This is a genomic window from Neorhizobium sp. P12A, assembly GCF_008365395.1.
In the GTDB taxonomy this organism is placed as follows: domain Bacteria; phylum Pseudomonadota; class Alphaproteobacteria; order Rhizobiales; family Rhizobiaceae; genus Rhizobium.
Genome location: NZ_QOVX01000001.1, coordinates 414,097 through 433,543 on the forward strand (window position 1 = coordinate 414,097; position 19,447 = coordinate 433,543).

Annotated in this window: 21 protein-coding genes and 1 pseudogene; 15 read left to right on the plus strand and 7 right to left on the minus strand. The window is 59.1% G+C overall.

Going from position 1 to position 19,447, the window contains the following annotated elements; translation table 11 throughout:
- Positions 1 to 345: 345 nt before the first annotated feature.
- The 4 genes from DTW90_RS01910 (at position 346) to DTW90_RS01925 (ending at position 3,810) form a co-directional block, all read left to right on the plus strand.
- On the plus strand, positions 346 to 1,497 hold the full coding sequence (locus tag DTW90_RS01910) for a PQQ-dependent sugar dehydrogenase (protein ID WP_149336172.1): 1,152 nt from the start codon (positions 346 to 348) through the stop codon (positions 1,495 to 1,497).
- A 131-nt stretch (positions 1,498 to 1,628) separates the two neighbouring features.
- Positions 1,629 to 2,519, plus strand: a complete 891-nt coding sequence (locus DTW90_RS01915) for a DMT family transporter (protein ID WP_149336173.1) — start codon at positions 1,629 to 1,631, stop codon at positions 2,517 to 2,519.
- A 501-nt stretch (positions 2,520 to 3,020) separates the two neighbouring features.
- Positions 3,021 to 3,236 (plus strand): cold-shock protein, encoded by a 216-nt coding sequence (locus DTW90_RS01920; protein WP_004116423.1) that lies wholly within the window; start codon positions 3,021 to 3,023, stop codon positions 3,234 to 3,236.
- Between the two features lie 145 nt (positions 3,237 to 3,381).
- Positions 3,382 to 3,810, plus strand: coding sequence for a BA14K family protein (locus DTW90_RS01925; protein ID WP_132519482.1), 429 nt, complete (start codon positions 3,382 to 3,384; stop codon positions 3,808 to 3,810).
- 66 nt (positions 3,811 to 3,876) lie between these two features.
- Here DTW90_RS01925 and DTW90_RS01930 read toward each other — a convergent pair whose 3' ends face one another.
- Complete coding sequence (locus DTW90_RS01930) at positions 3,877 to 4,521, minus strand: MBL fold metallo-hydrolase (RefSeq protein WP_149336174.1); 645 nt, start codon at positions 4,519 to 4,521, stop codon at positions 3,877 to 3,879.
- 185 nt (positions 4,522 to 4,706) lie between these two features.
- Here DTW90_RS01930 and DTW90_RS01935 point away from each other — a divergent pair, with 185 nt between their 5' ends.
- The gene (locus DTW90_RS01935; RefSeq protein WP_149336175.1) at positions 4,707 to 5,339 is read left to right on the plus strand and encodes a DUF1236 domain-containing protein; all 633 of its coding nucleotides are present in this window, start codon (positions 4,707 to 4,709) and stop codon (positions 5,337 to 5,339) included.
- 239 nt (positions 5,340 to 5,578) lie between these two features.
- Positions 5,579 to 5,854, plus strand: a complete 276-nt coding sequence (locus DTW90_RS01940) for a hypothetical protein (RefSeq protein WP_132519473.1) — start codon at positions 5,579 to 5,581, stop codon at positions 5,852 to 5,854.
- A 59-nt stretch (positions 5,855 to 5,913) separates the two neighbouring features.
- Here DTW90_RS01940 and DTW90_RS01945 read toward each other — a convergent pair.
- Positions 5,914 to 6,806, minus strand: a pseudogene (locus tag DTW90_RS01945) (branched-chain amino acid aminotransferase).
- 311 nt (positions 6,807 to 7,117) lie between these two features.
- On the opposite strand from DTW90_RS01945, the gene DTW90_RS01950 reads away from it, so the two are divergent.
- Genes DTW90_RS01950 through DTW90_RS01960 form a run of 3 tightly spaced genes read left to right on the plus strand, consistent with a single transcriptional unit; the run spans position 7,118 to position 9,662 of the window.
- Positions 7,118 to 7,561, plus strand: coding sequence for a MarR family transcriptional regulator (locus DTW90_RS01950; protein ID WP_245512628.1), 444 nt, complete (start codon positions 7,118 to 7,120; stop codon positions 7,559 to 7,561).
- Positions 7,562 to 8,266, plus strand: a complete 705-nt coding sequence (locus DTW90_RS01955; RefSeq protein WP_132519464.1) for a response regulator — start codon at positions 7,562 to 7,564, stop codon at positions 8,264 to 8,266. It abuts the gene before it with no gap.
- Between the two features lie 16 nt (positions 8,267 to 8,282).
- Positions 8,283 to 9,662, plus strand: a complete 1,380-nt coding sequence (locus DTW90_RS01960) for an ATP-binding protein (protein ID WP_132519461.1) — start codon at positions 8,283 to 8,285, stop codon at positions 9,660 to 9,662.
- Positions 9,663 to 9,728: 66 nt separating this feature from the next.
- Here DTW90_RS01960 and DTW90_RS01965 read toward each other — a convergent pair whose 3' ends face one another.
- The 4 genes from DTW90_RS01965 to DTW90_RS01980 all read right to left on the minus strand — a co-directional run bounded on the left by DTW90_RS01965 (position 9,729) and on the right by DTW90_RS01980 (position 12,075).
- Positions 9,729 to 10,070: a tRNA-binding protein gene (locus DTW90_RS01965; RefSeq protein WP_149336176.1), complete on the minus strand. Its 342-nt coding sequence runs from the start codon at positions 10,068 to 10,070 to the stop codon at positions 9,729 to 9,731.
- A 15-nt stretch (positions 10,071 to 10,085) separates the two neighbouring features.
- Positions 10,086 to 10,916, minus strand: a complete 831-nt coding sequence (proC, locus tag DTW90_RS01970; RefSeq protein WP_132519455.1) for a pyrroline-5-carboxylate reductase — start codon at positions 10,914 to 10,916, stop codon at positions 10,086 to 10,088.
- A gap of 7 nt (positions 10,917 to 10,923) precedes the next feature.
- On the minus strand, positions 10,924 to 11,424 hold the full coding sequence (locus tag DTW90_RS01975; RefSeq protein WP_132519452.1) for a YbjN domain-containing protein: 501 nt from the start codon (positions 11,422 to 11,424) through the stop codon (positions 10,924 to 10,926).
- A 390-nt stretch (positions 11,425 to 11,814) separates the two neighbouring features.
- A complete protein-coding gene (locus DTW90_RS01980; protein WP_132519449.1) occupies positions 11,815 to 12,075 on the minus strand; it encodes an accessory factor UbiK family protein in 261 nt (86 codons plus the stop codon).
- Positions 12,076 to 12,280: 205 nt separating this feature from the next.
- Between DTW90_RS01980 and lgt the strand changes: the two genes are divergently transcribed.
- From lgt to DTW90_RS02010, 6 genes are all read left to right on the plus strand, one after another.
- The gene (lgt, locus tag DTW90_RS01985; RefSeq protein ID WP_132519446.1) at positions 12,281 to 13,132 is read left to right on the plus strand and encodes a prolipoprotein diacylglyceryl transferase; all 852 of its coding nucleotides are present in this window, start codon (positions 12,281 to 12,283) and stop codon (positions 13,130 to 13,132) included.
- A gap of 22 nt (positions 13,133 to 13,154) precedes the next feature.
- A complete protein-coding gene (locus DTW90_RS01990) occupies positions 13,155 to 14,255 on the plus strand; it encodes a class I SAM-dependent methyltransferase (RefSeq protein WP_132519443.1) in 1,101 nt (366 codons plus the stop codon).
- A 95-nt stretch (positions 14,256 to 14,350) separates the two neighbouring features.
- Complete coding sequence (gene pgeF, locus DTW90_RS01995) at positions 14,351 to 15,148, plus strand: peptidoglycan editing factor PgeF (RefSeq protein ID WP_149336177.1); 798 nt, start codon at positions 14,351 to 14,353, stop codon at positions 15,146 to 15,148.
- Positions 15,149 to 16,300 (plus strand): Xaa-Pro peptidase family protein, encoded by a 1,152-nt coding sequence (locus DTW90_RS02000; RefSeq protein ID WP_149336178.1) that lies wholly within the window; start codon positions 15,149 to 15,151, stop codon positions 16,298 to 16,300.
- A gap of 80 nt (positions 16,301 to 16,380) precedes the next feature.
- Entirely contained in the window at positions 16,381 to 17,256 is an 876-nt protein-coding gene (locus tag DTW90_RS02005) for a hypothetical protein (RefSeq protein ID WP_149336179.1), read from the plus strand.
- Between the two features lie 106 nt (positions 17,257 to 17,362).
- Positions 17,363 to 18,295, plus strand: coding sequence for a ribose-phosphate pyrophosphokinase (locus DTW90_RS02010; protein WP_132519434.1), 933 nt, complete (start codon positions 17,363 to 17,365; stop codon positions 18,293 to 18,295).
- 35 nt (positions 18,296 to 18,330) lie between these two features.
- On the opposite strand, the gene DTW90_RS02015 is transcribed toward DTW90_RS02010, so the two are convergent.
- Positions 18,331 to 19,359 carry an aldo/keto reductase gene (locus DTW90_RS02015; protein ID WP_149336180.1) on the minus strand — a complete coding sequence of 343 codons (1,029 nt, stop codon included), beginning with the start codon at positions 19,357 to 19,359 and terminating at the stop codon, positions 18,331 to 18,333.
- Between the last annotated feature and the right edge of the window lie 88 nt (positions 19,360 to 19,447).

Genomic DNA, 19,447 nt, shown 5'->3' on the forward strand with positions numbered 1-19,447 from the left:
CGTTATGGAGACATGATTTGTGATGATGAATCCCTTTGCGCGAGGGCTTTCGAGGCTGATTGGATGGCCGCGGATCGTCCGTCGGACTCCACGCCACAAGTCAGACATCTGAATCATTGCATCAAGCATTTGAATCAACACATGAAGAGAGTCTGATTTCTCTCTTTATATCAAATGATTAACGCACACCCGAATTTCGGGGACCCGAAATGAAATGACGCAACCGGGCGTTCGCGCGTCGCAATCCAGGCGACCGGACACAAATGCGTTATCCAGACCACCGGCTGTCTTGAAGAGAGGCTCGCCCCTTCCACTTCTTGACGAACCGCATTGCGAGGAAACAGCATGCTTTGCTCTTTGCAGCTCAGGTCGGCAGCGGCAGTCGCCTTCGCACTCTGTCTATCAGGTAACGCGCACGCCGAGGATAGCGGCACGATCGAAACGCAGAAGGTCGCAATCAAGGTCGAGACGATTGCGCGTGGACTGAACCATCCCTGGGCGGTCGAAGTGCTGCCCGACGGCGCCTACATCGTCACGGAACGATCGGGCCGCATGCGCATCATCCGGGACGGCAAGATCTCGGCCCCGATCGAGGGGCTGCCCGATATCGCGGCCAGCGGCCAGGGAGGCCTTCTCGACGTCGCGCTCGACCCGAACTTCACTTCAAACCGGACGATCTATTTTACCGCCTCGATCGAGGGCGAAGGCGGAATGGGCACTGCGGCGTTTCGAGCGACCCTCTCAAGGGATGAAACGCGCCTCGCCGACCTCAAGCGCATCTTTCTGATGAACCGCCTTTCCAGCGGCACCCTTCAATTCGGCTCGCGCATCGCCATTGCCAGGGACGGCAGCCTCTTCATCAGCCTCGGCGACCGCTATGAGAAAGATCGCGCCCAAGATCTTCGAGACGATGCAGGTTCCGTCATTCACATCAATGCCGACGGCAGCATTCCCGCCGACAATCCCTTCAAGGACGGCAAGAAGGCGCTCCCCGAGATCTGGTCGAAAGGACATCGCAACCCAGAGGGCATCACCTTCGATGCCGCCGACGGAACGCTGTACACGGTCGAGCATGGCGCAATGGGCGGCGACGAGATCAACAACCCTCAGGCCGGGAAGAACTATGGCTGGCCTGTCGTCACCTATGGACGCGATTACTCCGGCGCCAAGATCGGCGTCGGAACCGCCAAGGCAGGCATGGAGCAGCCGCTCTTCTACTGGGACCCATCGATCGCACCCGGCGCAATCGCCGTCTATCGCGGCAAAATGTTTCCGGAATGGAATGGCGATTTCATCGTCGCGGCACTGAAATTCAAGCTTCTGTCGCGACTGGAGCGGAACGGCAACGGCAAGATCGAGGAAAAGGAGCGGTTTCTGAAAGGCAGCTACGGCCGACTTCGCGATGTCATCGTTGCACCCGACGGCGCATTGCTTATCACGACCGACGAAAGCAACGGCGCACTCCTGCGCATTTCAAGAGCGAATTCGACCAACTGAGCACGACAGGCTCTCCGGGGCCTCCTTCGACAAGGCAACGCTGAACCCGCCAGAGGTATCCTCCCCTTGCAGCGAGCAAAAGCAACTGCTAACCCTCCCCGCAAGACGACCTTCCCGACATCAGGGTGACTATGACGCGCGTTCAGGCGAATCTCCTTCTATTGCTTGCTGCTGCCATCTGGGGCGGAGGTTTCGTTGCCCAGTCGACGGCCATGAACATGATCGGACCATTCTGGTTCATCGGTCTTCGCTTCGCTGTCGCCACCCTCGTCGTCCTCCCCTTCGTCTGGCTGGAAGCGCGAAAAGCCGCTGCTCCCCTGCAACGGCATGATCTTCGGCTGTTTCTTTTGGTCGGCCTCGCCCTCTTCGGTGGCGCAGCGACCCAGCAGGTCGGCATCCTCACCACGACGGTCACCAATTCCAGCTTCATCACGGGTCTCTATGTCGTCTTCGTGCCGCTGATCGCTGTGGTTTTCCTGAAGCGTCCTCCGCATCCGATCGTCTGGCCGGCTGCAATATTGGCGCTCGCGGGAATATTCCTGCTCTCCGGAGGAGCCCTCTCCCATCTGACGGGCGGCGATCTCCTGACCGTTGTCTGCGCCGTATTCTGGGCATTGCAGATCACGCTCGCCGGGGTGGCCCTGACCGCGACCGGGCGCCCGCTCGCACTTTCGGCCATACAGTTCGCCGTGACCGCCGTTGCCGGCATCGCCGTCGCCATCTTTCTCGAGCCCATCAGTGTCGATGTTATCTTGAGCGCTATTTGGGAAATACTTTACGTCGGCATCTTTTCGTCAGGACTTGCCTTTGCGCTGCAGCTGATCGGCCAGCGCTACACGACGGCTTCGCAGGCAGCGATCTTCCTATCCTCGGAGGCCCTGTTTGGCGCCTCGCTCGGCGCGCTGCTCCTCGGGGAGACCATTTCGCCGATCGGTTATGTCGGCTGCGGCCTCATGTTCTCGGCAATGCTGATGGTCGAACTGGTTCCCGAGATCATGCGCCGCCGCACTTTGGCGGCTTGAAAATCCGCGCTTGGAGGCCTTTTTGCATCTCGCGGCACCACATTAACGAAAATTTTTCCATTCGTCCGAAACGCCCTGTTCAAGCCAACAATTGTAGAAAATTTCACTAAAACTATATCGCAGACGATACAAAAACCTAATCTTCGAATGCCGGAGTGGGAAAATTTGCGATTCGCCTTATGTCGCACCGCTTTCGCGAGTGTCCTCCGGACAACACGTTAAAAAACTTTTGCTTGCCAATTTTAAATAAACACAGCACTCTTACTGTCGTTCGGGCATTTTATGAGCATGGGAAGTCCTTATAAGAGTTGCGCGCCGGAAACGCTAATATTCCGGTCAGCCGACATTGGAAACGATCTTGAGATACTCGTTTCGGAAGTGACGGCCGAGGTAGAGGGGACCTTTTCCTCAAATTGCGAGAACTGCCTGTAAACGCCCGCAAGGGTTAAGACAGTAATGCTGCTCGTGTGGATGGCGAGCAGGGAGAAAAGGACCTTAGGCATGGCCGAGACTGGCACTGTAAAATTCTTCAACACCGACAAGGGCTTCGGCTTCATCAAGCCTGACAAGGGTGGCGCGGACATCTTTGTTCACATTTCCGCTGTTCAGGCCTCCGGCCTGGCGGGTCTGTCCGAAAATCAGAAGGTAAGCTTCGATACGGAACCGGATCGCCGCGGTAAGGGACCGAAGGCTGTCAATCTGCAGATTGCCGGCTGAGCCCTAAAGGCTGTCATATTCGAGTTGAGGCCCGGCAGAAATGCCGGGTTTTGTCATTCAGCGTGTATTCAGCTTGTCGCCTCTAGATTGGCATAATCGAAGCCTAGGAACGGATGTAGACCGTTTCACTTCTAGGACAGGACCCATGAATACGCTCGGCAAATCCATCCTCATATCGGCCGCTGCCGCCGCTTTGGCAGTTGCATCGATCTCGCCTGCATCGGCCGATGATTGGCACCATCACGGCTATTACAATAATGGCTGGGCTGTCGGCGCTGCGGGTCTTGCGACTGGCCTCATCGTTGGTTCCGCCATCGCGAGCCAGCCGCGCTATGTTGAGCCGGGCTACTATTACGGCGATTATCCGCCGCCTCCCCCGCCCTACTACTACCGCGCCCCCCGCCCGGTCTATGTCGCACCGGCCGAAGCTTATTATCCGGGTCCGGCTTACGGGCTGCGTCCCTGGTCGCCGCAGTGGATGCGCTATTGCTCGGACCGCTACCAGACGTTCGATGGCCGCACTGGCACCTACGTCGGCTATGACGGCGCGCGTCACTTCTGCACGGCCGGCTGATCGCAGGAATAACTTACCGCTATTGCTTCAAGCGCCGCTCATCGAGCGGCGCTTTTCGTTTGCGCATCAGATACCGCGGAGGAACGGATTGTTCCGGCGCTCGTCGCCGATGCGGCTGCCCGGACCATGGCCGCAGATGAAGCCGACATCGTCACCCAGCGGCAGAACTTTGTCGCGAATGGACTCCAGCAATTGCTGATGGTTGCCGCCGGGCAGATCGGTTCGCCCGATCGAGCCGTTGAACAGCACATCGCCGAGATGCGCGAAATTCTGTTCCCGGTTGAAGTAGATGACGTGGCCGGGAGCGTGACCCGGCGTGTGATAGACCTCGAACTCATGCTCGCCGAAGGAGACCTTGTCTCCGTCCTTCAGCCAGCGGTCGGGCAATACGTTCTGCAGACCCTGCACTCCATAAGTCGCTGCCTGGGTTTCGATCCGCTGCAACAGCGGCCGGTCGCCCTCGTGCGGCCCGACGATATCGACGCCAAGCGCTTCCTTCAGTTCCTTCGCACCACCGGCATGGTCGAGATGGCCATGCGTCAGCCAGATCTCCTTGATAACAAGACCGTTGTCCTTCAGGCCCTGCAGGATTGCGGGCACATCCCCGCCGGGATCGACGACCACACCCTCCTTCGTTTCCGGATCGAACAGGACCGTGCAGTTCTGCTGGAAGGGGGTCACCGGAATGATGCCGGCCTGAAGCATGCCCATGAGCGTCTCTCGCGTTGAATGGCTACCCGCGGGATATACCCCCAAAGCGCCTCCGAAACAGCCCTTTCTTCCGCAATAAATATGTGAACGCTGTGTCTCCTTCCCGCGATGATGGGCAGTGAAAGGGAACCTCAAACCTGCACGAGACGTTGATCCCGTATTGAAGGCGCTAAGGGAGAAATTCTATGAGCCATACACGAAACCTGCTGCTGGCGGGCGTAGTGCTCGCATCGACGGCGGGCCTTGCGCGTGCCGAGATGGCAGCCACGACGATGACGGATATCGATGTCCGTTCAGGCCCCGGCCAGCAATATCCGGCAATCGGCACGGCTACACGCGGCTCGGACGCAGTTCTTGACGGCTGCATCGAAGGCAGCCGCTGGTGCCGGATCGATGTAAACGGCATGCGCGGCTGGGTCTATGCCCAATACTTGAGTGTTGAACAGGATGGCAGCCCGGTTGTGGTCCAAGAGCATAGTGCCGATCTTGGCGTGCCTGTGGTCACCTACCAGCAGACTGACGAAATGAGTGTCGGCAGCGTTGCGCCTGACGTAGCACAGCCGGGTCCGAACGACGAGTTGATAGGGCCGGTCGATCAGGTCGATGCAATCACCCCGCCGGAAACGGTCACCACCTATGTTGAAAGCAATCCGGTGAGCGCGGTGCAATTGCAGGGAGATGTCGTGGTAGGCGCGACCCTTCCCCAGGGCGTCAGAGTACGCACCATACCGGACTATCAGTACAGCTATACGCGCATAAACGGCCAGCAGGTTCTGGTCGACCCGGGCACGCACCGCATCGTCTATGTCTACAATTGACGCAACTTGCTGTTTATCCACAAGAATCGGCCGGCGCATCAGCGTCGGCCGATTCCGTTTTGGTGCACCCAACCGGACAGAAGCCGCCCACGCGCACTCAATTTCCCGCAATAATTGCCAATATATATAATTATCCTAAAATATGATACTCTTACGTCTGCCGAGGGAGTATCGCGGCCACGCCTCCAGAGCGAGGCGCGGGACATTGAACGGATACGTTCAGGAAAGGGAGGGCAGGCATGGAATCGCTGGTACCTATCATCACACAACTGGTTGCCGGAGCAGTTGGTGGAAATCTGACAAGCGGCATGTTGAAGCAGCAGGCAGTCAACGTCGCAGCTCGAACCATTGCGGGCGCGATAGGTGGCCTTGGAGGAGGCATCATTCTTCATTTGGTGGGAGGTGAAGCTGCCCTTACCCAGATGGTATCCGACGGAATAGGCGGCCTTATCGGCGGCGGAATTCTGTCTGCTATCGTCGGCGCTGTGATGAGCCGCAGCAGGCCGGTCGTATGAACGACAAGGCCGACGCGGCAGGCTATCTGCCGCGTCGGCCTGTTTAAGAATGCAGAAGATTATTCGGCGGCGATAGCCGAGGCCGGATAGACTTCCTTCATGTAGTCGTTCATCAGCGTTTCCGAAATCGTCGCCGGGGTGAACTTGTAAGGACCGATTTCAGAAACCGGCGTCACTTCCGCAGCCGAGCCCGTCAGGAAGCATTCGCTGAAGCTCGGCAACTCCTCCGGCATGATCGCCCGCTCCACCACTTCGTAGCCGCGGCGCTTCGCAAGATCGATGACAGTCTGGCGCGTGATGCCGTTCAGGAAGCAATCCGGCGTCGGCGTATGGATGACGCCGTCCTTGACGAAGAAGATGTTGGCGCAGTGGCTTCCGCGACCTGGCCGCGATAGTCGAGCATCATGGCATCGGCATAGCCTTTGGCTTCCGCCGCATGCTTGGAAATCGTGCAGATCATATAAAGACCGGCCGCCTTGGAGGCGCAGGGCGCGGTCTTCGGATCAGGGCGGCGGTATTCCGCGATATCGAGCCGAATGCCCTTCAGCTTCTCAGCCGGATTGAAGTAGCTGCCCCACTGCCAGATGGCGATAGCAACATTGATGCGATTGTTCTGTGCGGAAACACCCATCATTTCGCTGCCGCGCCAGGCGATCGGCCGGACATAGGCCTCGGAAAAGCCCTGGCGCTTCAGGAGTTCGATCGTTGCCGCATCCAGCTCTTCCACGCTATAGGGCACCTTGAAGCCGAGAATATCGGCGGACTTGTGCAGGCGCTGGTTATGCTCCGTCAGCTTGAACACGCGACCGCCATAGGCGCGCTCGCCTTCGAACACGGCGCTCGCATAGTGCAGTCCGTGCGTCAGCACGTGAATCTTGGCGTCCTTCCAGGCGACGAACTCGCCGTTGAACCAGATTTCTCCATCCAATTGGTCAAAAGGAACCGATGCCATATTTCCATCCTCCGGCGCGCGAACGCCATGCTGTTGATTGCTTCCTCCAATGCATTTTATCCACTCATTCAAGTGTAGGAAAGCGGTTGCTGTATTGGAGTTTTGCGGAGCCGGGCTTAGTTTCCTCGGGCGAGGCCATGGGGTCCGGGCTTCACAAGTTGCACAAAAGCTAACAGCGGCGTAAATTTATGTCAACAAAGCTGACATATTTTTGCGGAAATTTCGCCGTCAGACCGCAACAGGAAAGGAAACGCCAGGTGCCGCGACACACGAGCCAGAAAGCAGCGAAACCGGATCTGCTGGCCACATCGATGGAGAATACGGGGATCATCGATTTCGAGATCATCGAGCTTCTCTTCTTCGCCTATCGTGATTTCGTGTCCGATCCTGACGCCATACTGGACAAGAGCGGTTTCGGACGCGCGCATCATCGGGTCGTGCATTTCGTTAACCGCGAACCGGGCATGACCGTTGCGGACCTTCTGGAAACATTGAAGATCACCAAGCAGAGTCTTGCAAGAGTCCTCAAACAATTGATCGATTCAGGCTATATTCAGCAGGTGGCCGGGCCTGAAGACCGCCGGCAACGGAAGCTTTATCCGACCCAGGCGGGCCGCGATCTGGCGCTTGCACTGGCTGAGCCGCAATCGCGCCGTATTGAAAGGGCATTCGAGAATGCCTCGCCCGGTGCACGCGACAGCGTGAAAAAGTTTCTGAGGGGTATGCGGGACAGAAACAAGATCGAGACGGATTGAATGACAACAACGAAGACTGCCATTTCCGACGATGCTGCCCACCTTCTGGTGGTCGATGACGACACGCGCATTCGCGCACTGCTCAACCGTTATCTTATGGAAAAGGGGTTCCGGGTAACGGTCGCAGCCGAAGGGGCGGAAGCACGCCGTAAGCTGGAAGGTCTCGATTTCGACCTGATCATCATGGACGTCATGATGCCCGGCGAATCGGGCATTGTTCTGACGGAAGCGCTGCGCAACATCAAGAATATACCGATCATCATGCTGACGGCGCTGGCGGAATCCGATTCCCGCATCGCCGGGCTTGAGGCCGGGGCAGACGATTATCTTTCCAAGCCTTTCGATCCGCGCGAACTCGTTCTGCGCATCAACAATATCCTGAAACGCAATGCGCCGGCCGACGCCCCGAAGATCGAACAGGTCATGTTCGGGCCCTACACATTCTCGCTGAGCCGCAAGGAATTGAAGAAGTCGTCCGAGCTCATCCGCCTGACGGACCGGGAGCAGGAAATCATGCTGCTCTTTGCCAAGCGTGCCGGCGACACCATTCCCCGCCATGAGCTGATCGGCAACGACGCCGAGGTGGGAGAACGCACCATCGACGTCCAGATCAACCGGCTTCGCCGCAAGATCGAGGATGACCCCGCCAATCCTGTCTGGCTTCAGACTGTACGCGGCATCGGCTATCGTTTGAGTATCGACTAAGGCAGCGGTCCCAACGATGGCAATACTTGACACCTTCAGACGCGAACGTGAACACCCCGCCTCCTCGGGGATGCGCTGGTTTGGGCGCTGGCTGCGCCGGCAGCTGCCGACCGGCCTCTATGCGCGCTCGCTCCTGATCATCATCATCCCGATGGTGCTCCTGCAGGCCGTGGTCGCCGCTGTTTTCATGGAGCGGCACTGGCAGATGGTGACGCAACGCCTCTCCATGGCAACGACCCGCGACATCGCCGGCATCATCGACATCATCCAGACCTATCCGCAGGATGCGGATTATACCGAGATTACCCGCATTGCCCGCGACAAGCTCGGGCTGACGATCTCGATCGAACCGGGTGGCGAACTCCCGCCTACTCGCTCGAAGCCGTTCTTCTCCATTCTCGACGGGATTCTCAGCGACGAGATCAAGGACCAGATCGATCTGCCCTACTGGATCGATACCGTTGGTGATTCCAAGCTCGTGGAAATCCGCATCAAGATGCCGGATAAAGTCCTGCGCGTCTTTGCCCGGCGCAGCCAGACCTATGCCTCGAACACGCAGATCTTTATCTTCTGGATGCTGGGCACCTCGCTCGTGCTGATCGGCATTGCCGTGCTCTTCCTGCGCGGCCAGATCCGGCCGATTCTGGCGTTGACGCGGGCTGCGGAAAGCTTCGGCAAGGGCCAGCGGCTGGAAAACTTCTTTCCGCGCGGCGCCGATGAGATCCGCCGCGCCGGTCTTGCCTTTATCCTGATGCGAGAGCGCATCGAGCGGCAGATGGAACAGCGCACCGCTATGCTGAGCGGTGTCAGTCACGATCTGCGCACGGTTCTGACGCGCTTCAAGCTTCAGCTTGCCCTTGTCGGCGACAATCCGGACCTCCAGGGTCTGAGCGAAGACGTCGAGGACATGCAAAGCATGCTGGAGGGCTATATGGCCTTTGCACGCGGCGAAGCGGAAGAGGATGTCGGCGAGCTGAAATTGACCGAGCTGCTCGAGAAGCTGAAGGCTGATTTCGATCTGCACAAGAAGGTGTTGAACTATTCGATCGAGGGCGACAACGAAATATCCGTCCGCCCCAACGCGTTTACCCGTCTTGTAACGAACCTTGCCTCCAATGCGCGCCGCTACGCCAATACGCTGAACATCGAGGCCAAGCACAGCGCCAAATGGCTGACGCTGATCTTCGATGACGACGGCCCCGGCATCCCGGTGGAATCGCGCGAGGACGTCTTCAAGCCGTTCTTCCGGCTCGACGCCGCGCGTAATCTCGACAATTCGGGAACCGGTCTTGGCCTGGCCATTGCGCGGGACATCGCCCGCAGCCACGGCGGAAACGTCACGCTGGGCGACAGCCCGCGTGGCGGCTTGAGAGCCACCATCCGCCTCCCCGCCTGATAGGAAAATCGCGCGATGCCGATTGTCACCGATCCGGTCTCCCGCGACATTCATTGAAGCTGATGGCTACATCAGCTTCTTGCCGTTTGGCACCGGCCGCTCGGCCGCGGCGAGGACGATGGCTCCGGCCTCGTCCTCGAACCCGAGCGTCAGAACTTCAGACCGAAACGGTCCGATCTGGCGCGGCGGGAAATTGACGACGCCGAGGACCTGTCGGCCGATGAGGCGTTCCGGAGAATAATGGGCGGTGATCTGGGCTGAGGATTTCTTGATGCCGATCTCAGGCCCGAAATCGATTTTCAGCTTGATGGCCGGCTTGCGCGCTTCCGGAAAGGGCTCAGCCTCGACGATGGTGCCGACACGAATATCGACACGCTCGAAGTCGCCAAAGCTGATCTCATCTGCCACGGGAAAGCTCCTATATCAGCCGGCCAGCTCCTCAGCACGCTTGCGTGCTGCAGCGATTGCCTCATCAAACAGCGGCTGCATGCCACGCTCTGCCATCAGAACGGAAAGTGCAGCTGCAGTTGTACCGCCGGGCGAGGTCACGTTCTGGCGCAGCCGCGAAGCGTCATCGGGGGACTGGTGTAGGAGTTCACCAGCCCCCGCGACAGTTTCCCGTGCGAGGCGCATAGCGAGGTCCGCCTGCAGGCCGAGCTTTCGCCCCGCCTCCGCCATGCATTCGACGAGATAAAACACATAGGCGGGGCCGCTGCCCGACAGGGCGGTGACGGAATCGATATCCGCCTCGCCCGGAACCCATTCGACCGGACCGGAGACCGCCAAAAGATCCTGCACCAGCTGCCGCTGGCTCTCGCTGACGCTGAAATTGGCAAAAGCGCCGGTGACGCCGCGACCGATCATCGCCGGCGTATTCGGCATGGCGCGAACCATTGCCGCCTCGCCGAGATGCTTTTCGAGGAATGCCAGCGTCTTGCCAGCCGCGACCGAAACAACCACGGTGTTGAGACCGATGGTGCTCTTCAGCGCCGGCAGCACCGCTTCCATCACCTGCGGCTTGACCGCCACGAACAACACGCTCGCAACCACGCCGCCCGGCGCGCCGGCCACATGCCGGGCGCCTGCCTCGTTGATTAGCTTCAACGTCGCTTCCGAAGGGCTGGGATCGACAACGATGATCGAAGAGCCGGGCACGCCGCTCTTCAGCCATCCCGTCAGCAGGGCGCCGCCCATATTACCCGCACCGACCAGAATGATCGGCTCGGAAACGGAAAGATTTTCGGATGCAGCCATTGCAGTATCAAGCCTCGCCTACGGTTTCGAACAGCACGGCTTCCATTGCGCGGTTGGCTTCCATGCCGGACCATACAACGAACTGAAATGCCTGATAATAGGCCTCGCAGGTATCGAGCGCGTTCGAGAGCAATACTTCCACCTGCCGATTGGTGGGTTCAGCGCCGCCGGAAAGCAGCAGCGACTGCCGGAAGATCACGATGTCCTCCTGCCGCCAGAGGTCGAAGTGCCCCATCAGCACCTGTCCGTTGATGCAGGACAGCAGCTTGATGACCTCATTCGTCCTGATATCGGGAACCTTGATGTCGAAGGCACAGGCAATATGCAGTGCCTCGAACTCCTCCATCCAGGAGAAGGAAACATGGTAATCTGCCCAACGCCCTTCGACGGTCATGGCGATTTCGTCTTCGCCTGACCGTTCGAACGACCAGTCATTGTTTGCGGCTACGAACTCGATCATATCGACCGGGTTCGACTGGCGTTCTACTTCCACTTCCATAAGGCTCATGCAGCACCTTCTTGACCGGAATCGATGACGCTTCTTCGTGTTCGACACACAAGATGACACGTACACCTTTACTCCGGGACCACACTGGGATGACGTCGAACGGCTGCCAGACTAACTCACTCACCATGCCCGGAGCTTACCAAGTCCGTTTCGAATCATCATTTAAAATCAGTGTATAATGCGAAGCACCCCGCGCCATCCCCTCCCCGGGCAATTAGCCTCAGAGGCTGTGGAAAGCTTCTCCGATTTCGTTTCAGGAGGGAGTCATAAGCGACTCTGCCGATTGGCTTTTTTGGCAGTGTCCACAGGCAGGAAAAAAACTGTATTTTTCAGAGGATAAAATAAGATCGGGCGCAAGTTGCGCCCGTTTGAAAGTGCACCGAGAGTCGATTACTTGCCCTCGGCTGCCAGACGCGCTTCGAGTGCTTCGATCCGGGCAAGCAGCGCCTCGTTTTCATCGCGCGCCTTGATCGCCATCTCGCGCACGGCTTCGAACTCCTCGCGCTTGACGATATCCATGCTGTTCAACCAGCGTTCGGCCTGGGCGTTGAAGACTGTCTCGACCTCGCGGCGGACGCCCTGCGCGGCCCCTGCAGCATCCGTCATCAGCTTGGCGAATTCGTCCATGATGCGGTTGGTTCCAGTGGTCATGATACTCTCCCTTGCGCCGTCGGTTCGGGGTCGGTTTGGCTTTGATGCGCTCCGACAGTTACATAGTGTTGAGTTAGGATTTCAGAAGTGCGGATGCAAGCGGTTTAAGAAACTGCGGGCGATGAGTCGCGGATATGCCATACAATCGACTTGACCGTTTTGCATTGCAGCGCCATGTTCCGCCGACATCAACGGATCCAATATCTTGCTATCAGCCGCTAACCTCCTCGCCATAATACCTTTTCCGCAAATCGATCCTATCGCCTTTTCGATAGGGCCGCTTGCCGTCCACTGGTATGGTCTTGCCTATGTCGCCGGCATTCTCGTCGGCTGGATGTACGCCAAAAGGCTGGTTTCCAACGGCAGGCTCTGGCCGAAGGACACGGCGCCGATGACGGCTGCCCATCTCGATGACTTCATCGTCTGGGTGGCGCTCGGCATCGTGCTCGGCGGCCGGATCGGCTATGTACTGTTCTACGATCTGGACGCCGTGATCCAGAACCCGATCCGCGCCATCCAGATCTGGAACGGCGGCATGTCCTTCCACGGCGGACTGATCGGCACGACGATCGCCATGATCCTGTTTGCCCGTCGCAATTCCATTCCGGCCTGGAGCCTGTTCGACATCATCGCCGCCGTCGTGCCGATCGGTCTTTTCTTCGGGCGCATCGCCAATTTCATCAACGGCGAACTCTGGGGCCGCATCACCGACGTCCCCTGGGCCATGGTTTTCCCGACAGGCGGACCTTTCGCACGCCATCCAAGCCAGCTCTATGAGGCTGGGCTGGAGGGCATCACTCTGTTTCTGCTTCTGTTTGTGGCAACACGTTTCCTCCGATCGCTTAAGACGCCCGGCCTGACCAGCGGCATCTTTGTCATCGGTTACGCATTGTCCCGTATTTTTGTCGAATTCTTCCGCGAACCTGATGCCCAACTCGGCTATCTTGCCGGCACCGATTGGCTGACGATGGGCATGATATTGTCCTCGCCGATGATTCTCCTCGGCATCTGGGCAATCGCACGCGCTCGTCGCGCCGCCGACAGACAGCACGCCTGAAATTGTTCGTGGGGGCAATTGTATGACGACTGCGTTGGGGGAAAAGATCAAGGCCATTATCCGCGCCAATGGCCCGATCAGCGTGACAGACTACTTCTCTTTATGCCTGGCCGATCCGGAATATGGCTATTACCGCACGCGTGAGCCTTTTGGCCGCGCCGGTGATTTTGTCACGGCGCCGGAAGTCAGCCAACTTTTCGGCGAGATGATCGGCGTCTTCATGGTCCATGCCTGGCAGAGGCATGGCAGCCCGGCAGATGTGCGCCTGCTCGAAATCGGCCCCGGCCGCGGCACGATGATGTCGGACATGCTGCGCGTGATCCAGCGCCTAGCACCGGCGCTTTACGATGACATGACCGTTCATCTCATCGAGACCAGCGAGCGGTTGAGTGAACTCCAGCAGGAAAAGCTCGCGCCGCACGGCACCAAAGTGAACTGGCACAGCGATTTCGACGCCGTGCCGCGGGGCTTTACGCTGCTCGCCGCAAATGAACTTTTCGATGCGATCCCGATCCGCCAGTTCGTCCGAACCGCGACCGGTTTTCGCGAACGGATGATCGGGCTGGATATCGAGGAAGAACTGACCTTTGCGGCCGGCGTCGCCGGCATCGACCCCGCTTTCCTGCCGGAAACCTCGCAGAAGCTGCCGCTCGGCACCGTGTTCGAGATCGCGCCCGCAAGGCAGGCGGTCATGTCCGCCATCTGCGATCGGGTGATCGATCAGGGCGGAACGGCGCTCATTATCGACTATGGTCATATGGTCACCGGCTTTGGCGATACGTTGCAGGCCGTGCGCATGCATGAATACGATCCACCGCTGGAACATCCGGGCGAAGCCGACCTGACGAGCCATGTCGATTTCCAGCATTTGGCCGAAACCGCCCAGACATCAGGAGTCCATATCAACGGTTGCGTCCATCAGGGTGATTTCCTGGTCGGTCTCGGCCTGCTGGAGCGTGGTGCTGCCCTCGGCCGAGATCAGAGCCGCACCGTGCAGGAGGCAATCCAGGTTGCGGTGGATCGCCTTGCAGGCGCTGGCGAAGGCCGGATGGGCGAGCTTTTCAAGGTGCTCGCCGTATCGGGCACCAATATCGATCTCATGCCTTTCCGCCCGGTGGATTGACAGAGCGCGCATCGCTGGGCCAACATCCGGCCCGATCGATGCGCGTCATGGACGCGGCCACAGGAACCCCTGCTACCACAGACCTCGTGCAAATAATGAAGGACGAAGCCTTGCCGACTCCGATCGAAAGCAGGCTGCTGAACGAAACCTCCGGCAGCAGCATTCGCCATGGCTATTTCACCCGCGACGGCGGTGTCTCCGAGGGCATTTATCGTGGATTGAACGTCGGCCTCGGCTCGAATGACGATCGCGAAAAGGTCGATGAGAATCGCCGGCGTGTCGCCGGCTGGTTCGGCTTGCCGGTCGAAAAACTGGCGACTGTCCATCAGATCCATTCGCCCGATGTCATTACCATCAACGGAGACTACGACGGCACGCGGCCCCAGGCCGATGCCATGGTCACGGCGACGCCGGGCATCGCGCTTGGCGTGCTCGCTGCCGATTGCGGCCCGATCCTCTTTGCCGATGCCGAGAACCGCGTGATCGGTGCTGCCCATGCCGGCTGGAAAGGCGCCCTGACCGGCGTTCTGGAAAACACGATATCGGCGATGACCGCGCTTGGCGCCAGGCGCGAGGCAATCACCGCCTGCCTCGGCCCCTCCATCAGCCAGGAAAATTACGAGGTCGGCCCGGAATTCGTGGAACGCTTTGTCACCTATGACCCGAGCTACGAGCGATATTTCATACCCTCGGAGCGACCGGGGCACGCCATGTTCGACCTTCAGGCCCTGACGGTCGACCGCCTGCGCGCCGCCGGCGTCAAGGCCGAAAGCCTCAACCTCTGCACCTATCCCGATAAAGAGCGTTTCTTTTCCTATCGCCGGACGACCCATGCCAAGGAGCCCGACTACGGGCGGCAGGTTTCCGCCATCGCAATTGAGGATACTTTCTAAATGACACTGCATTTCGAACGGAGCGAATTTTCCGACCGCCTGGCCCGTCTTACGGCGAAGATGCAGGAAGAGAAACTGGATGCGATGCTGCTCTTCGCGCAGGAGAGCATGTTCTGGCTGACCGGCTATGACACGTTCGGCTATTGCTTCTTTCAGACACTGGTCGTCAAGGCAGACGGCACTATGGCGCTGCTGACGCGGTCCGCCGATCTTCGCCAGGCGCGCCAGACATCCATCATCGACGACATCCATATCTGGGTTGACCGCGTCAACGCGGACCCGACGCTGGATCTGAAGAACCTGCTCATTGAAATGGACTTGCTCGGCGCCCGCATCGGGGTCGAATACGACACCCACGGCATGACCGGTCGTGTCGCCCGCCTTCTCGACAGCCAGCTTGCAGCCTTCGGCCAGATCGTCGACGCTTCCTATCTCGTCAGCGGTCTCCGGCTGCTCAAGAGCCCGACGGAAATCGCCTATATTGAGCGTGCCGCCGCCCTTGCAGACGATGCGCTTGATGCAGCCCTTGCGCTGATCAAACCCGGTGCCGACGAAGCCGACATCCTTGCCGCCATGCAGGGTGCGGTATTTTCCGGCGGCGGCGATTATCCCGCCAATGAATATATCATCGGCTCCGGTGTCGATGCCCTCCTCTGCCGCTACAAGGCGGGGCGTCGTAAGCTGGATGCCAATGACCAGATCACGCTGGAATGGGCGGGCGCCTATGTCCATTACCATGCGGCGATGATGCGCACCGTGGTAGTCGGAGAGCCGTCGCACCGCCATCGCGAACTCTACAGCGCGTGCCTCGAAAACATCCAGGCGATCGAAACCGTCCTGAGGCCGGGACATGTCTTCGGCGATGTCTTCGATATGCATGCCAAGATCATGGACGAACGCGGTCTTGCCCGCCATCGACTGAATGCCTGCGGCTATTCGCTCGGCGCCCGCTTCTCCCCTTCCTGGATGGAGCACCAGATGTTCCACGCCGGCAATCCGCAGGAAATCGAGCCGGGCATGTCGCTGTTCGTGCACATGATCATCATGGACTCCGACACCGGCACCGCCATGACGCTCGGCCAGACCTATCTGACGACATCGGATGCACCCAGGGCACTTTCTCGCCATTCGCTCGACTTTCTTAACCGGTGATACCGTAGACTGCCTCGCACGATAGCAATTGCCGGCTTCTGGCAATTCGATAACGGCGCGAGGAAAGGCGGGTCTGGGCGATGGGAGTGGTCAGAACAGCAACGGCAAGCGTCTTGCTCTGTTTCCTGCTTGCCGCCTGCAACACAACTGATGCGCTGACGCCGCAGGTCGATGTCGGCGATGGTTCGTCCTCCTTCAATTCCTCTCCGGTCACCCAGCGCGATACGATGCGCATGGCGGCAGCCCCCGTACAGCCGGTCTACGGCTCGGAGACGCAGGACAGCTACCATTCCAGCTACGACCAGCAGGGTTACCAGGGCTCGTCCTCTTCGACCCTCGACAGCCAGGCCGATGCGCTGAGAAACGGCGGCAATAATCCGGTTGCATCGAGACCCCTTGAAGACGGCCGGCCTCAATATTCTGCCCGCAGCGACCAGCAGTCATATCCCAGTAACGAGCAGGAAGAAGCCGACCGCCGGCTGAACGACCAAGCGCCCGTTCAGGGTCAGCCTCAAGATCAGGCACAGGATCAGCCGCAGCAGGAAGAGCAGCAGCAGCAGGCATCGCTGCCACCCAGCTCTTCCTCCGATGACGGCAGCATCCGCTTTTTGCCGATCATCGGCGCCCCCGTTCAGGCCGTCACGCCCCTGTCGCGCCAGCTCGGCGCTGAGGCCCGCTCCCATGGTCTGACGATCAAGAGTTCGACGGACAACAGCAGCAGTTACATCCTGAAGGGCTATCTCTCGGCCTTCCAGGACGGCCCGGCCATAACGGTCACCTATGTCTGGGACGTGCTCGACAATAGCGGCGCGCGGCTCCATCGCATCCAGGGCAACGAGAGCGTACCCCTGAAGGGTGGCGATCCCTGGACCGCGGTTCCCCCATCCGTGATGCAGCAAATTGCCTCGAAAACCATCGCGGAATTTAACTCCTGGCGCACCACACGCGGTGGATAGTCCCGCCTCTTTACAGAAATGTTAAAGAACGAAGGCGTTAACCCCTTGCATTCGAGTGCAAGCTGGGTAAAAGCGCGGCTATTAAATCGGAAATAGGCGGACCAAGATGAAGGTTTTCGCAGGGAATTCGAACCGGCAGCTTGCCGAGGCGATCTGCAATTATCTCAATGTTCCCTTGGGCAGGGCCACCGTCCGGCGCTTTGCTGATCAGGAAATTTTCGTAGAAATTCAGGAAAATGTCCGGGGTGAAGACGTCTTCGTCGTTCAGCCGACATCGTTTCCGGCCAATGACCATCTGATGGAACTGCTGATCATGATCGACGCGATGCGGCGGTCCTCTGCCCGGCGCATCACCGCTGTCATCCCCTATTTCGGTTATGCCCGCCAGGATCGTCGTGCATCCGGCCGTACGCCGATCTCGGCCAAGCTGGTCGCCAACCTGATCACCGAGGCTGGCGCTGACCGCGTCCTGACACTCGACCTGCATGCGGGCCAGATCCAGGGCTTCTTCGATATCCCGACCGACAACCTCTTCGCGCTGCCGGTGCTCACCCGCGACATCAAGGCCAATTACGACCAGAAGAACGTCACGGTCGTATCGCCCGACGTCGGCGGTGTCGTGCGCGCCCGCGCCCTCGCCAAGCGCCTCGATTGCCTGCTGGCGATCGTCGACAAGCGTCGCGACCGGCCGGGCGAATCGGAAGTGATGAACATCATCGGCGATGTCGAGGGCAAGGACTGTCTGCTGATCGACGACATCGTCGATTCAGGTGGCACGCTCGTCAACGCAGCCGAGGCCCTGCTTGCCAAGGGTGCATCGAGCGTCACGGCCTATATTACGCACGGCGTTCTCTCGGGCGGCGCAGTCACGCGCGTCACCTCCTCCAAGCTGCGCGAACTTGTCATCACCGACTCCATCCAGCCGACGACGGCCGTTCTTTCGGCCCACAATATCCGCGTCGTCAGCGCAGCCAATCTGATCGGCGAAGCGATCAACCGCACGAGCCAGGAAGAATCCGTTTCCAGCCTCTTCGATTGATAAGACCGGCCTATCGCCGGTCTTTTTGTCTCGACCTATTTTTCCAACGCTGTTTTCATCGGTTCATCGGCCAGATTGTCGATAAACCAGTTGGGATAGACCGGCGAAAGAGGCGTCGCTGCATCGAGTGCGGCAACATCCGCATCGCTGAGGACAAGATCGGCAGCACCTAGGTTATCTGCAAGCTGATGCGGCTTTGATGCGCCGAGCAACACGCTTGTGACGGCCTCCTTGGCGAGAAGCCAGGCGATCGCCACCTGCGCGACGCTTGCCCGATGCGCATCCGCGATCGCCTTCATGCGCTCCACGAGCCGGAACCCGTGCTCCTTGTCGAAAGGCAGGATATCGAAGCCGGAATAGCGATTGTCGGGATCGGCCAGGTTTTCGCGCGTGTACTTCCCTGAAAGGAACCCTGATGCCAGCGGGCTCCAGACCGTCAGGCCGAGACCATATCGTCCCATCATCGGAATGACATCGCGTTCAACGTCGCGGCCGAGCAGCGAATAGTGCATCTGTCCATGCGTGAAACGGGCCAACCCATTGGCTTTCTGGATCTCCATGGCTGCCGCGACCTTCCAGGCGGACCAATTGGAAAAGCCGATATAGCGGACCTTGCCGGAGCGAACGACCGCGTCAAGAGCCGACAACGTCTCTTCAAGCGGCGTATAGGAATCCTCCTTGTGGACGATGTAGACGTCAATCCATTCGCTACCCAGCCGCTTCAGGCTCTCCTCGACCGACCAGACTATATGCCGTCGGGAGAGACCCGCCTGGGTAAGCGCCGGCCCTGTGCGAAAGCCGACCTTGGTGGCAATGACAACATCGTTGCGCCGCGCTTTCAGAGCCGCGCCCAATATTCTCTCCGATTGTCCGGATGCATAGGCATCGGAAGTGTCGAAGAAATTGACGCCCGCATCCAGCGCCTGGCCGATGAGCTGATCGGCGACACCAGCCTCGGTCTTGTAGATGCTGCCGATCGACCGGTCGCCGGCGGTAAACGTCATGGCGCCGAAGGCAAGCCGTGAAACGGCAAGGCCGGTTTCTCCAAGGGTCCTGTACTGCATATCGTCCTCCATCGCTGATATCAGCCGGTACGGCTCGGGAAGAAAATGCATCATTTTATTATGTTGAGAAATCGGTGATAGCTATAAG